A 15,319-nucleotide genomic window follows, 5' to 3' on the forward strand; every position below is an offset into this window, starting at 1 on the left:
GCCATGTCTGCCCTTCCTCCTGAGCCCGATTCCCCGAGCCGGCCCGCCGATGCCTGGCGCGCCTGGCTGTCCTCCTGGCGCGGCCGCGACGCCCTCTGGTACGTGGGCGCGCTCTTGCTCGCGCTGCTGGTCGGCGGCGTGCTCTACATCGCCGCGCTGGTGCCCCTGACACCTGGCATCGAGGACCTGAAGCAGGTGCAGACCGTCAAGCCCAGCGTGCTGCTGTCGGCCGACGGCAAGACACTCGCCACCTTCCGCCGCACGCAGCAGGAGCCGGTGAAGCTGGAGCAGGTGTCCCCGCATGTGGTGCAGGCCCTGCTGGCCACCGAGGACCGGCGCTTCTACGACCACCATGGCCTGGACATCCGCCGCACCTTCAGCGCGATGTTCCACACGCTCAAGGGCGACACCCAGGGCGGCTCCACCATCACCCAGCAGCTGGCACGCAACCTGTTCCCCGAGGACATCGGCCGCTCGCGCAACCTGCACCGCAAGTTCAAGGAGATGGTGACCGCGCTGCGCATCGAGCGCGTGTACACCAAGCAGCAGATCCTGGAGCACTACCTCAACAGCGCGCCCTTCCTCTACAACGCGGTGGGCATCGAGATGGCCGCGCGCACCTACTTCGACAAGTCCGCCAAGGCGCTGGACGCCGCCGAAGCCGCCACGCTGGTGGGCATGCTCAAGGGCACGCACTACTACAACCCGGTGCTGTTTCCCGAGCGGGCGCAGAAGCGTCGCAACCTGGTGCTGCAGCAACGGGTGAAGGCCGGTTCGCTCACCGAGGCGCAGTACGCGCAGCTGAAGGACGAGCCGCTGCATGTGACCCTGAAGCGCCAGGAAGAAGACCTGGGCGAAGCGCCCCACTTTGCGGCCTACGCGCGGCGCTGGCTGCTGGAATGGGCCGAGGCGCACGACGTGGACCTGTACAGCGATGGCCTGGTGATCGAGACCACGCTGGATTCGCGCCTGCAGAAGGCGGCCACCCAGGCGGTGGAGCGCCAGGCCAAGCTGCTGCAGCAGGTGGCGGACGTGGAATGGGGCGCGGCCGGCATCCCCACATCGACCTCGCCCGAGGCCTATGCCGGCATGGGCAAGAAGACCGAGCCCTTCCGCCACTTCTTCAGCAAGCGCCCCGACCTGCTGATGGCCTTCCTGCGCGAGTCGCCCGAATACAAGAAGGCGCGCCAGGCTGGCGCCACCGACGCGGCCGCCTTGCAGTCGCTCAAGGCCAACCCCGCGGTGCTGACCCGGCTGCGCCAGGACAAGACGCGCCTGGAGGCCGGCTTCATGGCCATGGACCCGACCAATGGCGAGATCAAGGCCTGGGTCGGCAGCCGCGATTTCGAACATGGGCAGTTCGACCATGTGGCCCAGGCCATGCGCCAACCGGGCTCCACCTTCAAGCCCATCGTCTACGGCGCGGCGCTGGAAGCCGGCGTCGGCCCGGAGCGGGCCTACATCGATGCGCCGGTGGAGGTGCGGCTGGACGCGCGCACCGTGTGGCGGCCCACCGACATGCATGGCTCCACCGGGGCGATGATGACCTTGCGCGACGGCCTGGTGTATTCCAAGAACACCATCACCGCGCAGGTGAGCCAGGAGGTGGGTGTGCCACGCATCGTGAGCCTGGCGCGCGCCATGGGCGTGGACCAGAGCAAGCTGGACCCGGTGCCCTCGATTGCCCTGGGCACCAGCCCGGTGACCCTGTTGGAGATGGTGAACGCCTATTGCACGATCGCAGCGCAAGGCGCGCGCCACAAGCCGGTGTTCGTGCGCCGCATCACCGGCCGCGGCGGCGAGGTGCTGGCCGAGTTCGGTTCGGAGACCGCGCGGGCGATGTCGCCCGACACCGCCGTGGACCTGATCGACATGATGCGCGGCGTGGTCAACCAGGGCACCGGCACCATGGTGAAGACCCGGTTCGGCCTGGTGGCCGACATCGCGGGCAAGACCGGCACCACCCAGAACAACACCGACGGCTGGTTCATCCTGATGCATCCCAACCTGGTGGCCGGCGCCTGGGTGGGCTTCGACGACCAGCGTGTCACCATGCGCAGCGACTACTGGGGCCAGGGCGGCCACAACGCGGTGCTGCTGGTGGGTGACTTCTTCCGCGACGCGCTCAAGGGCAAGCTGCTGGACGCCAAGGCCAGCTTCCCGCCGCCGCGGCGCCCGCCGGTGGTGACCACCTATGTGCCGCCAGCGGATGTGGAAGACAGCTACGGCGCCATCGACGACGTGGTGCCCGGCTCACCGGCACCGGCCGTGACGGTGGGCATGCCGGTGGAGCGCAGCACCAGCTCGGCCGGCGTGGTGGTGATCGGTGACGGCCCCGGTGTGGAGGCGATGCGTCGCAGCAGCGGCCCGCCCAAGAGCGCGGAGGAATTGGATCGCTTGTTCGGCCGCGGCAATGGGGCCTCCGGCGGCGCCGTGTCCACCAGCGGCACCGAGGCCAGCCAGCCGGCACCCACGGTGGAGCCGGCTTCCAGCAGTGATGGCGGCAACCCGCCGTCGAACTGAACATCGCGGTGAACACGGCATGTCACGCGGGCCGGCGCCGATTGCGGTGCACTGCGCTTGCCGTTAACGTGCTGCCAAGCACTTCGCCTGGACCTGCGTGATGCCCACCAGCGCCCCTTTCGACCTTGCCACCTTGCTGCGCGGCCTGGACCGCAGCGATCTGGGCATTGCGCTGTACGACCCCCAAGGCGAGCGCCAGTACGCCAACCGGGCTTTCCAGGCGCGGCACCCCGGCGCGCCGCCGGCCCAGGACGCGTCGCTGCACGAAACCCACTTCGATGGCTGGCGCCTGGTGGTCGACACCACGCCACCCGCCGCCACCGCGCAGGCCACACCCGCGCCGGCGCCGGCCGATGAGCCGGTGCTGCGCCGCGCCGCCGATGCGGTGGCCGAGGCGCGCGCACGCCATCGCCCCTTCACGCTGTCGCTGGTGATGCTGGATGAGGCGGCCGACCTTCCCACGCTGCACCGTTTTGCGCGCCACTGCCAGGGGCACCTGCGGCCAGGCGACCACCTGGCCCTGCGGCCGCAAGGTGAGCTCCTGCTGCTGCTGCCGGGCGCCGGCGCCCACATGGCCGCCAGCGTGATCCAGCGCCTGCGCTACTCGCTGCGCCTGCAGCCGGCGGCCGGCGGCCATGCGGACCCCCACACCACCTTCTGCGCCGGGCTGGCCGAACTGTCCGACGGCGAAGACGTGGACGCCCTGCTGCAGCGCGCCCGCCAGGCGCTGGCCACCGCCCGCCGCAAGGGCCGCAACAGCTCCGCGCTGGCACCACCCCCCTGAATCGCAACCGGCAAGGGAATGGGGCTTGCCTGACCCGGTTGACCCGCCAAAGCAGTACCGCCCCCGCCCCATGGATTGCAGTCTCCTGATCGGCCACCAGCTCGAGGCACTTCACCGGCTGACCCAGGCGTTGCAGGACGCCGAGGGCGATGCACTCGACCAGCAGGCCTGGCGCGAACTGCGCGACCGCGCCGCGGCCCATTTCCACATGCGCGAGCAAATCGTGCTGCCAGCTTTGCAGCGGCGCGGCTGGAAGGGCCTGAACAGCGAGGCCCTGGCCGCCCACATGGAGCTCAAGCGGGCGCTGGCCGCGCTGTGCATCTGCTCACCCGGGGAGCCGGATTTCGACCGCGTGCTGGCCGGCTTTGCCGACCGGCTGGCGCAGCAGCGCCTGGCCGATGAGCTGTGGACCGTGCCCACCCTGCGTCGCCTGATGAGCGCCGAGGAACGCCGCCTGATGTGCGAGGAGATCGAGCAGCTGCAGGACACCATGGTCCCGCCGCAAGAGCACTACCTCTGGTCAGCCGCCCGTGGCGACGGTGGCCCCGGCACCACGGTGGTGGAGGACGCCTCCCTGGTGCTGCGCTCGCTGGGCGATCCCGCCGCAGAGGCGGCGGTCGGCTGAGGCGGCGCCGCCGTGCCGGCTGGCTGGCTGATCACCGCCCCGTAACGCATTCGGCCATCAGCCGCAGCAGCGCCTGGGGGTCCAGCGGCTTGACCAGGTGCGCATCGAAGCCGGCACGCTCGCTGCGGGCGCGGTCCGCGGGCTGGCCGTAACCCGTGACCGCGACCAGCTGGCAGGGCGCGCCCTGCAGGCGGCCGCGCAGCTGGATGGCCAGCTCATAACCGTCCATCACCGGCAGGCCGATGTCCAGCAGCGCCACGTCGGGGGTGAAACCGTCCAGGGCCTCCAGTGCGGCAGCCGGGTCGTTCACCACCTTGACCCTGTGGCCCTCGGCGGCGAGCAGCTGGCCCAGCAGCTCGGCAGCGTCCAGGTTGTCGTCCACCACCAGCACCCGCGCGCCACCCGCCTCGGCCCCGGCATGGGCAGCGTGCAGTGCTTGCGTCGCCCCCCGCGCCGTGCCGCGGCGCTCCAGCGGCAGGCGCACGGTGAAGCAGCTGCCCCGGCCAGGGCCTTCGCTGTGGGCGTGCACCTCGCCGCCATGCATTTCCACCAGCGACTTCACCAGCGCCAGGCCCAGGCCCAGGCCGCCTTCCTTGCGCTCGATGCCGCGGCGGCCCTGGAAGAACATGTCGAACAGCTGGGGCAGCATCTCGGGCGAGATGCCGATGCCGTTGTCCTGCACCGTGACCACCACCCGCTCGCCCTCGCGGCGCGCCTGCAGGTGCACGTCGCCGGCCTCCGGCGTGTAGCGGGCGGCATTGGTCAGCAGGTTGGACACCACCTGCGCCAGCCGCACCGGATCGCCGTCGCAGCGCAGGCCGTCGGGCGGCACGTCCATCGTGAAGCGTTGGCGGCGCTGCTCCAGCAGCGGGCTGGCCATCTCCACCGCCTTCATCAGCACCTCGGCCATCTCCACCGGCTGGCGCCGCAGCTCCACCTTGCCGGTGGTGATGCGCGACACGTCCAGCAGGTCGTCCACCAGGCGCGTGAGGTGGTCCACCTGGCGTTCGATGATCGCCTGCTCGCGCGTGGTGGTGCTGTCGCCGCGCATCTTCATCAGCTGCAGCGCGGTGACGATGGGCGACAGCGGGTTGCGCAACTCATGCCCCAGCATCGCGAGGAACTCGTCCTTGGCGCGGCTGGCGGCCTCCAGCTCGCGCAGCAGCTGCTCGCGCTCCTGCGCGGCACGCAACTGCGCCGTCACGTCGCGGGTGAAGCAGCGGGTGTAGCGCAGCTCGTCACCATCGAAACACGCGTTCGAGTGGATGCAGACATGGCGGATGGAGCCGTCCTTGCAGCGCAGCTGCGCCGGCTCGTCCAGCAGGGTCTCGCCCGACCGCAGGCGCTGCAGGATGCGCTGTATGCCGGGGGTGTCGGCGTGGAACTCGCTGATGTGATGGCCGATGTATTCCTCCGGCGCGTAGCCCAGCAGGTCCAGCTCGGCCCGGTTGGCCCACAGGATGGTGCCGTCCGGCCCCACCCGGTGCAGGCACTCGACCGCGTTCTCCAGAAAGTCCATCAGCTCGTTCTCGCGCTGGCGCAAGGTGGCTTCGGCCTGGCGCCGGCGGGCCACTTCGGCCTCCAGCGCCGCGCAGCGCTGCTGCAGCGTGGCCAGGGCCAGCGGTGCGCCGCTGCCGCTGATGATGCCGGGCAGGGTTTCCACCGGCCGCACATGGCGATGGGTGGCGCACACGGCGCGGAAGCTGGCCGCATGCTCCTCGCTCGCAAACAGCTGCATCGGATAGGCGCAGAAGAGCGAAAAGCGATGCAGCTCGCCCAGCTGGTTCCACATCTCCTCGAGCCGCACCGCCGCGTCGTACCGGCCGTCAGCGCACAGCAGCGCCACCATTTCGCCGAAGGCGCGCACCTCGCGCGAGCCGGCAGCGGCGGCCGCCACCACGCTGCCCACCACCTCGCCGAACAGGCGCGCGTCGGGCATGCCGTCCACGATGAAACGGTCCAGCGTCTCGCGCGCGTCCAGCATGGTCAATTCACCGCCATGCCAGCCGGGCTGGCCCTTGGGGCGGCCGATGCCGCTCAGGCGCTTGTGCAGCTGGGCCCGGTGCTGCGGCGTGGCAATCACGATGGCCGCATCACCCGCACGCAGCGCGACGTCCAGGAAATCGGCCACTTCAGCAACGAGGAAGGAATCCTTGTCGTAGAAACGGACGAGGTGGTCGCCAGTGGGCTGGAGGGCGGCGTATGCGCCCTCGGCAGGGTTCAGCAAGGAAATCTCCGGTTGCAGTTCGAGAAGGCAAGCGGCATGCCGCACTGGCGCCGTTCTTGCTTGTAACCAGGCCGACAAAAGGACTGACCTGAGGCATGACAGACCCTGTATGCACCGTGCTCGTCGCCGATGACGACACGATGAACCGCCTGGTGGCGGTGGAGTCGCTGAAATACCTGGGCGCCCAGGCGACGGCCGTGAACACCGGCGTGGAGGTGCTGGAGGCGATGGCGAAGGAGAACTTCGACCTGCTGCTGCTGGACGTGCACATGCCCGACATGACCGGCATCGAAGCCACCTTGCGCATCCGGGCGCAGGAACGCGCCAGCGGCGCCCGCAGGCTGCCCATCGTGGCCTTGACGGCCAGCGCCACCGCCAAGGACCAGCAGACCTGCCTGGACGCCGGCATGGACGGGGTGCTCACCAAACCCTATCGCATCGAACAGCTGGACCAGGTCCTGAAGGAGTGGTGCGGCAAGCGCTGAGGCCGCGCCCTCGGCGCAGGCCCTTGCCGCGGCAGGCCGGGCGGCCTGCCGCTCAGGCACCGTCGGCCCCACCGGTGCGCTGACCGGCCTTGGCCGCCGCCGCCTTGCCCTTGCGCTCGGCGCGCTCCGTGCCCCGGCGCCACTGGGAAATCATGTCCGCCAGCAGCCGCGGATCGGCAGGTTTGACCAGGTGGCAGTCAAAACCTGCCTCCTCGGCCTGCTGCTTGTCGCCCTTCTGCCCGTAGCCGGTGAGCGCGATCAGCAGGGCCTCGCGGGTGGGCACCATGCCGCGCAGCCGGCGCGCCACCTGGTAGCCGTCCAGCAGGGGCAGGCCGATGTCCAGCACCACCACGTCGGGATGGAAGGTGGCCGCGCTGGTGAGGGCCTGCTGTCCGTCGGCCACGGTCTGCACCACATGGCCTTCGATCTCCAGGTACATGGCCACCGTGTCGGCCGCGTCCAGGTTGTCGTCCACCACCAGCACCCGGCAGGCACCCGCTTGCGCGCCGGCCTGGCTGCTGGTGGTCACCGGTTCGGTGGGCTGCACTTCGCTCAGGCACGGCAGCGTGACCACGAATTCCGAGCCATGGCCCTGGCCCGCGCTGCGCGCGACCACGGTACCGTTGTGCAGCTGCACCAGGCGCTGCACCAGCGTGAGCCCGATGCCCAGGCCGCCCTGGCTGCGGTCCAGCGAGCGCTTGCCCTGCTCGAACAGCTCGAACACATTGGGCAGCAGCTCCGGCTCGATGCCGATGCCGTTGTCGCGCACCGAGATCTGGGCCTGCCCGTCCTCGGCCGTGAGCATCAGCTGGATGCTGCCGCCCTCGGGCGTGTACTTGGCGGCGTTGTTGAGCAGGTTGGACACCACCTGCGACAGCCGCGCGAAGTCACCCCGCAGCCACACCGGCTGCGGCGGCACCTGCACCTGCAGGCGGTGGCCGCGTGCATCAAGCAGCGGCCGCGCGGTTTCCACGCTGTGCGAGAGCACCGTCTGCAGGTCCAGCGCCTCCTGCTGCAGCACGATCTTGCCCTGGCTGATGCGGGCCACGTCCAGCAGCTCTTCCACCAGCCGGGTCAGGTGGTTCACCTGCCGGTCGGTGACGTCGGTGGCCCAGATGAGCTTGGCATCGGGCGGGGCCACGCGGCGGATCACCTCCACCGCATTGCGGATGGGCGCCAGCGGATTGCGCAGTTCATGCGACAGCATCGCGAGGAACTCGTCCTTGCGCTGGTTGGACTCGCGCAGGCGCGCTTCGGCCTGGCGCCGCTCGTCGATCTCGACTTCCAGCGTGCGGTACAGGCGGGCATTCTCGAACGCGATGGCCGCGCGCCCGGCCAGCTCTTCCAGCATCGGCCAGTCCCGGGTGTCGCCCTTGCCAGCCACCAGCAGCGCGCCCAGCACCCGGTCACCATGCACCAGCGCAAACACCGCGCCGGCCGGCAGGCGCAGCGGCGCCATGGCGGCCGGGGTGGGTTCCAGCGCGCTGAGCTCCGGCGTCTCGGGCTGGTGCAGGTTGATGCGCACCCGCCCACCCAGCACCTCCTGGAAGGCCTGGCGCGCGGACACGGGCAGCTCGCTGAACGCATGCTCCACCGTGGCGGGCCTGCCGGTGCCGCTGGAGCGGCACACCAGGGCCTGGAGCGGCGTGTCGCCCGCTTCGGCCAGCACCAGCACTGCGCTTTCGGCCACCTCGGGCACCACCAGCTCCAGCAGCTGGCGCCGCGCCACCTCCACCTCCAGCGAGCCGCTGAGCACCCGGCTCACATGCGACAGGAAGTTGGAGCGCCGGGTGTTCTCTTCCGCCGCCCGCCGCGCCGCTTCGGACGCGGCCAGGGCCACCCGGTGCTCGGCCTGCCGGCGCACGCGCCGCTGCATGATGTGCAGGTCGACGAACACCTTGACCTTGCTGCGCAGCACCTCCGGCACCACCGGCGACAGGATGTAGTCCACCGCGCCCAGCGAGTAGCCGCGGTGGGTCTGCATCTCGTCCGCATAGGCGGTGATGAAGATGATGGGCGTGTGGGCCGAGCGTTTGTACTGCCGGATCAGGCTCGCGGTTTCGAAACCGTCGATGTCCGGCATGTTCACGTCGAGCAGGATCACCGCGAACTCGCGGTGCAGCACCTCGCGCAGCGCCTCGGCCCCCGAGCGCACGAACACCAGGTTCTGCCCCAGGTCCTCCAGCAGGGTGCCGAAGACCAGCAGCTTCTCCGGCAGGTCGTCGACGATCAGGATGCTCGACTTGTCGTCGGGCTCTCCTTCCGCCAACGGCTGCAGCGGCTGCAAGGGCATCGGCACTGTCGTCATCGGGTTCACCGGCAGAGCCAGCCTCGCAGCACCGCCAAGAGGTTGCTCGGGTCCACCGGCTTGGACAGGTAGTCCCAGGCCCCGGCCTCGATGCACTTCTGGCGGTCGCCCTTCATCGCCTTGGCGGTTACTGCCACCATCGGCAGCTCCTTGCCGCGCGGCAGCTTGCGGATCTCACCCATGGTGGTCAAGCCGTCCATCTCCGGCATCATGATGTCCATCAGCACGATGTCGATCGTGGGGTCGCTCTCCACCAGGCGGATCGCCTCGCGGCCGTTGTCGGCGGAGACGATCACCATGCCCTGGTCGTCCAGCACCGTGGCCAAGGCAAAGATGTTGCGCATGTCGTCGTCGACGATCAGCGCCTTCTTGCCCTCGAGCGTGCGGTGGCCGCCATGCACCGCCTCCACTGCCTGGCGCTCCGCCTCGGACATCGAGGCCGGATTGCGGTGCAGGAAGAACGCGGTGTCGTCCAGCAGCGTGTTCATCGAGCGTGCCTCGCGCAGCGCAAAGCCGCCGGTCTGGCGCGACCACGCGGTGCCGTCCACCTGGCCGTCGTTGTAGAGCACCACCGGCAGCTGCTGGGCCCCGCCGCGCTGCTCGATCGCGTCCAGCACGTCCTCCGGGCCCACGCCGGAGATGGTGCCGTCGACCACCAGGCAGTCGGCACCCGGCAGCGCCTTGCGGGCCTCGTCGCCGGAGTTCACCACCCAGGCCTCGACGTCGTTTTCCAGGCTGCCGAGCAGCTCGCGCCGCGCCGGGCCGTCGGGCATGGCCACCAGCAGCTTGCGCACCGGCCGGTCCACATACTGGTGCAGCCGCGCAAGCGCGTCCACCACCAGGTCCTTGGACTGCAGCGGCTTGGCAAGGAAGCCCACCGCACCGGCCTGCAATGCGCGATCGCGCGAGTCGTCGGTGGACACCACGCACACCGGGATGTGGCGGGTTTCCAGGTCGGTCTTCAGCCGGTCCAGGATGCGCCAGCCCTGCATGTCGGGCAGGTAGATGTCCAGCGTGATGACGGAAGGATGGAACTCCTTGGTCATGGACAGCGCGCCCGCGCCAGTGGTGCTCACCAGGCCCTTGAAGCCCGTCTCGCGGGCCGCCTCCAGCAGCACCTTGGCGAAGCCCAGGTCGTTCTCCACGATCAGCACCACGCGGTCGCCGGTGGTGATCTCGTGTCGGTCGTCGCCCGCCACGTTGAGGAACACACCGTCGTCGGCTTCCTGCGCGTCGGTGCCGTCCATCTGCCGCGCATCCAGGCGCGAACTGCTGGCGCTCTGGGCCGACTTCCAGTGCAGCTCGCCGCGCTGCACCACGTCCAGCGCCGGGGTGTCGGCGCCGGACATCTGGCGCTGGGCGGCCTCCTGCTGGTTGCGTGCATGGCGCTGGTTGCGCGACGGCATGTAGCTGGCCGGCAGGTAGAGCGTGAACGACGAGCCCTTGCCCGGTGCACTGACCAGGCGGATCTCACCGCCCAGCAGCTTGGACAGCTCGCGGCTGATCGCCAGGCCCAGGCCAGTGCCACCGTACTTGCGGCTGGTGGAGCCGTCGGCCTGCTGGAAGGCCTCGAAGATGATCTGCTGCTTGTCCGGCGAGATGCCGATGCCGGTGTCGGTGACCGTGAACGCGATCACCTGGCTGGCACGGTTCAGGTCCTCGTTGTCGGGCGACCAGCCGCTGGTGGCCTGCGCCACCGCGAAGGTCACGTTGCCCTGGTGGGTGAACTTGAAGGCGTTGGACAGCAGGTTCTTGATGATCTGCTGCAGCCGCTTCGCGTCCGTGACCATGGTCTTGGGCAGCGGGCCGTTGGCGTCGATGATGAAGTCCAGGTGCTTGGACTCGGCGAAGTGGCGGAAGCCGCGTTCGATGGAGCGCATCAGGTCGTCCACCCGCAGCTCGCTCACGTCCACCGCCACCGTGCCGGACTCGATCTTCGACAGGTCGAGGATGTCGTTGATCAGCATCAGCAGGTCGTTGCCCGACGAATGGATCGTCTTGGCGAACTCCACCTGCTTGCCGGAGAGGTTGCCCTCGGGGTTCTTGCAGAGCTGGTCACTCAGGATCAGCAGCGAGTTCAGCGGCGTGCGCAGTTCGTGCGACATGTTGGCCAGGAACTCGCTCTTGTACTTGGACGTCAGCGCGAGCTGCTCGGCTTTTTCTTCCAGCGCCTGGCGGGCCTGCTCCACCTCGCGGTTCTTGCGCTCCACTTCCTCGTTCTGGTGCGCCAGCAGGCGGGCCTTTTCCTGCAGCTCCTCGTTGGTCTGCTGCAGTTCCTGCTGCCGGCTTTGAAGCTCCTGCGCCAGGCTCTGCGACTGGGTCAGCAGGTCCTCGGTTCGGGTGTTGGCCTCGATCGTGTTGATCACGATGCCGATCGATTCGGTCAGCTGGTCCAGGAAGGCCTGGTGCGCCGGGTTGAAACGCTCCAGCGAGGCCAGCTCCATCACACCGCGCACCTGGCCTTCGAACACGATCGGCAGCACCAGCACGTCCATGGCCGCGCTTTCGCTCAGGCCCGAGGCCACGCGGAACGCTGCGCTGGGCACGTTGGTGAGCAGGATCTTCTCCTTGTCCAGCGCGCACTGGCCGACCAGGCCCTGGCCGAGCGCCACCTCCTTGCCGTGGGTGAGCTGGCCACCCGAGGCATAGCTGGCGAACAGCTTCAGGCGCGAGGTGTCCTGGTGCGTGTTCATCACGTAGAACTCGGCCTGCTGTGCGCCCACCACCGGCGCCAGCTCGGACAGGATCATCTGGCCCACCTGCACCAGGTCACGCTGGCCCTGCAGCATGCGGCTGAACTTGGCGAGGTTGGTCTTCAGCCAGTCCTGCTCGGTGTTCTTCTGCGTGGTGTCCTTCAGGTTGCGGATCATCTCGTTGATGGTGTCCTTGAGCGCCGCCACTTCGCCCTGGGCCTCCACCGTGATCGACCGTGTCAGGTCACCCTGCGTCACCGCGGTGGCCACTTCGGCAATCGCTCGCACCTGCGTCGTGAGGTTGGCCGCGAGCTGGTTCACGTTCTCCGTCAGGCCCTTCCAGGTGCCCGAGGCACCCGGCACCTTGGCCTGGCCGCCCAGCTTGCCTTCCACGCCCACCTCGCGTGCCACCGTGGTCACCTGGTCCGCAAACGTCGCCAGCGTGTCGGTCATCGAGTTGATGGTCTCGGCCAGCGCGGCGATCTCGCCCTTGGCCTCCACGGTGAGCTTCTGCTTCAGGTCGCCGTTGGCCACGGCGGTCACCACCTTGGCGATGCCTCGCACCTGGCCGGTCAGGTTGCCGGCCATGAAGTTCACGTTGTCGGTCAGGTCCTTCCAGGTACCCGACACGCCCTTCACCTGGGCCTGGCCGCCCAGGCGGCCTTCGGTGCCCACCTCGCGCGCCACGCGGGTCACTTCCGCCGCGAACGACGAGAGCTGGTCCACCATGGTGTTGATCACGTCCTTGATCTGCAGGATCTCGCCCCGCACGTCCACCGTGATCTTCTGCGTCAAGTCACCGCCGGCGATGGCGGCCGACACCTTGGACACGTCGCGCAGCTGCACCGTGAGGTTGGACGCCATGGAGTTCACCGACTCGGTCAAGTCCTTCCAGGTGCCTGCCACGCCCTGCACGTCGGCCTGGCCGCCCAGCTTGCCTTCGGTACCCACTTCCCGCGCCACGCGGGTCACTTCCGCCGCGAAGCTACGCAGCTGGTCCACCATGGTGTTGATGGTGTTCTTCAGCTCCAGGATCTCGCCCTTCACGTCCACCGTGATCTTCTTGGAGAGGTCACCCGCGGCCACCGCGGTGGTCACTTCCGCGATGTTGCGCACCTGAGAGGTCAGGTTGCCGGCCATGAAGTTCACCGACTCGGTCAGGTCCTTCCACGTACCCGCCACGCCCTGCACGTCGGCCTGGCCGCCCAGCTTGCCTTCGGTACCCACCTCGCGTGCCACGCGGGTCACTTCCGCGGCGAAGGATCGCAGCTGGTCCACCATGGTGTTCACGGTGTTCTTCAGCTCCAGGATCTCGCCCTTCACGTCCACCGTGATCTTCTTGGAGAGGTCACCGGCGGCCACCGCCTTGGTCACGTCCGCGATGTTGCGCACCTGAGAGGTCAGGTTGCCGGCCATGGAGTTCACCGAGTCGGTCAGGTCCTTCCAGGTACCCGCCACACCCTGCACGTCCGCCTGGCCACCCAGCTTGCCTTCGGTACCCACTTCCCGCGCCACGCGGGTCACTTCCGCCGCGAACGAGGAGAGCTGGTCCACCATCGTGTTGATGGTGTTCTTCAGCTCCAGGATCTCGCCCTTCACGTCCACGGTGATCTTCTTGGAGAGGTCACCCGCCGCCACCGCCTTCGTCACGTCGGCGATGTTGCGCACCTGGGACGTGAGGTTGCCGGCCATGAAGTTCACCGACTCGGTCAGGTCCTTCCACGTGCCGGCCACGCCCTGCACGTCAGCCTGGCCGCCGAGCTTGCCTTCGGTGCCCACCTCACGCGCCACGCGGGTCACTTCCGCGGCGAAGCTTCGCAGCTGGTCCACCATGGTGTTGATGGTGGCCTTGAGCTCCAGGATCTCGCCCTTCACGTCCACCGTGATCTTCTTGGAGAGGTCACCCGCGGCCACCGCCTTGGTCACGTCGGCGATGTTTCGCACCTGCGACGTCAAGTTACCGGCCATGGAGTTCACCGAGTCGGTCAAGTCCTTCCAGGTGCCAGACACGCCACGCACTTCCGCCTGACCACCCAGCTTGCCTTCCGTACCCACTTCCCGCGCCACGCGGGTCACTTCCGCCGCGAACGACGAGAGCTGGTCCACCATGGTGTTGATCGTGGCCTTGAGCTCCAGGATCTCGCCCTTCACGTCCACCGTGATCTTCTTGGAGAGGTCACCCGCGGCCACCGCCTTCGTCACGTCGGCGATGTTGCGCACCTGGCTGGTCAGGTTGCCGGCCATGGAGTTCACCGAATCGGTCAGGTCCTTCCAGGTGCCCGCCACGCCCTGCACGTCGGCCTGGCCGCCCAGCTTGCCTTCGGTACCCACTTCCCGCGCCACGCGGGTCACTTCCGCGGCGAAGCTTCGCAGCTGGTCCACCATGGTGTTGATGGTGTTCTTCAGCTCCAGGATCTCGCCCTTCACGTCCACCGTGATCTTCTTGGAGAGGTCACCCGCGGCCACCGCGGTGGTCACTTCCGCGATGTTGCGCACCTGAGAGGTCAGGTTGCCGGCCATGAAGTTCACCGACTCGGTCAGGTCCTTCCAGGTGCCGGCCACGCCCTGCACGTCGGCCTGGCCACCCAGCTTGCCTTCGGTACCCACCTCGCGCGCCACACGGGTCACCTCAGCCGCAAACGATCGCAGCTGGTCCACCATGGTGTTCACGGTGTTCTTCAGCTCCTGGATCTCGCCCTTCACGTCCACGGTGATCTTCTTGGACAAGTCACCGGCGGCCACCGCCTTCGTCACGTCGGCGATGTTGCGCACCTGGGACGTCAGGTTGCCGGCCATGGAGTTCACGGAATCGGTCAGGTCCTTCCAGGTGCCCGACACGCCTTCCACCCGCGCCTGGCCGCCCAGGATGCCTTCGGTGCCCACCTCGCGCGCCACCCGCGTCACTTCGGACGCGAAGGACCGCAGCTGGTCCACCATGGTGTTGATGGTGTTCTTGAGCGTGAGGAACTCGCCCTTCACGTCCACGTCGATCTTCTTCGAGAGGTCGCCCTTGGCCACCGCGGTGGTCACGTCGGCGATGTTGCGCACCTGGTCGGTCAGGTTGCCGGCCATGGAGTTCACCGAGTCGGTCAGGTCCTTCCAGGTGCCGGCCACGCCCTTCACCTTGGCCTGGCCGCCCAGCTTGCCTTCGGTGCCCACCTCGCGCGCCACGCGCGTCACTTCGGCAGAGAAGTTGCCCAGCTGCTCCACCATCTTGTTGATGGTCTTCGCGGTGCGCAGGAACTCACCTTCCAGCGGCCGGCCGTCCACCTCCAGCGCCATGCTCTTGGAGAGGTCACCCTGAGCCACCGCACCGATCACGCGGGCCACTTCGGAGGTGGGGTGCACCAGGTCGTCGATCAGCGAGTTGATGCAGTCGATCGACGCGCCCCAGAAGCCGCGGTTGGCGCGCAGCGAGGCGCGCTGCTTGAGCTTGCCTTCCTTGCCCACCACCTGCTGCAGGCGTGAGAGTTCGGCGGCCATTTCGGCGTTCTGCTCTACCACCTCGTTGAACACATCGGCCACCTTGCCGGCCACGCCCTGCCAGTGCAGCGGCAGCCTCACCCCGGCATCGCCATTGCGCAGCGCCGTCAGCGCCGCCAGCAAGGCGTTGAGTTCGTCTCCGGAGGCGATGTTCGGGTCTTCCAGGACTTTCATGCGCGTGTTCCCAATCG

The 15,319-nt window shown here is 68.6% G+C and carries 7 protein-coding genes; 4 read left to right on the top strand and 3 right to left on the bottom strand.

Annotated elements, in window-relative coordinates; translation table 11 throughout:
- Positions 1-3: 3 nt before the first annotated feature.
- The 3 genes from VPH43_RS06520 (at position 4) to VPH43_RS06530 (ending at position 3,932) form a co-directional block, all read left to right on the top strand.
- Positions 4-2,523 (top strand): penicillin-binding protein 1A, encoded by a 2,520-nt coding sequence (locus tag VPH43_RS06520; RefSeq protein WP_328576867.1) that lies wholly within the window; start codon positions 4-6, stop codon positions 2,521-2,523.
- 100 nt (positions 2,524-2,623) lie between these two features.
- Positions 2,624-3,307, top strand: coding sequence for a diguanylate cyclase domain-containing protein (locus tag VPH43_RS06525; RefSeq protein ID WP_328576868.1), 684 nt, complete (start codon positions 2,624-2,626; stop codon positions 3,305-3,307).
- 70 nt (positions 3,308-3,377) lie between these two features.
- Positions 3,378-3,932, top strand: a complete 555-nt coding sequence (locus VPH43_RS06530) for a hypothetical protein (RefSeq protein ID WP_328576869.1) — start codon at positions 3,378-3,380, stop codon at positions 3,930-3,932.
- A 31-nt stretch (positions 3,933-3,963) separates the two neighbouring features.
- Here VPH43_RS06530 and VPH43_RS06535 read toward each other — a convergent pair whose 3' ends face one another.
- Positions 3,964-6,159, bottom strand: coding sequence for a hybrid sensor histidine kinase/response regulator (locus VPH43_RS06535; protein WP_328576870.1), 2,196 nt, complete (start codon positions 6,157-6,159; stop codon positions 3,964-3,966).
- Positions 6,160-6,254: 95 nt separating this feature from the next.
- On the opposite strand from VPH43_RS06535, the gene VPH43_RS06540 reads away from it, so the two are divergent.
- Positions 6,255-6,644, top strand: coding sequence for a response regulator (locus VPH43_RS06540; RefSeq protein ID WP_328576871.1), 390 nt, complete (start codon positions 6,255-6,257; stop codon positions 6,642-6,644).
- A 52-nt stretch (positions 6,645-6,696) separates the two neighbouring features.
- Here VPH43_RS06540 and VPH43_RS06545 read toward each other — a convergent pair whose 3' ends face one another.
- A complete protein-coding gene (locus VPH43_RS06545; RefSeq protein WP_328576872.1) occupies positions 6,697-8,952 on the bottom strand; it encodes a hybrid sensor histidine kinase/response regulator in 2,256 nt (751 codons plus the stop codon).
- 5 nt (positions 8,953-8,957) lie between these two features.
- A complete protein-coding gene (locus VPH43_RS06550) occupies positions 8,958-15,302 on the bottom strand; it encodes a HAMP domain-containing protein (protein ID WP_328576873.1) in 6,345 nt (2,114 codons plus the stop codon).
- Between the last annotated feature and the right edge of the window lie 17 nt (positions 15,303-15,319).

Source organism: Ideonella sp. BN130291 (assembly GCF_036231905.1).
In the GTDB taxonomy this organism is placed as follows: domain Bacteria; phylum Pseudomonadota; class Gammaproteobacteria; order Burkholderiales; family Burkholderiaceae_C; genus CAMLIZ01.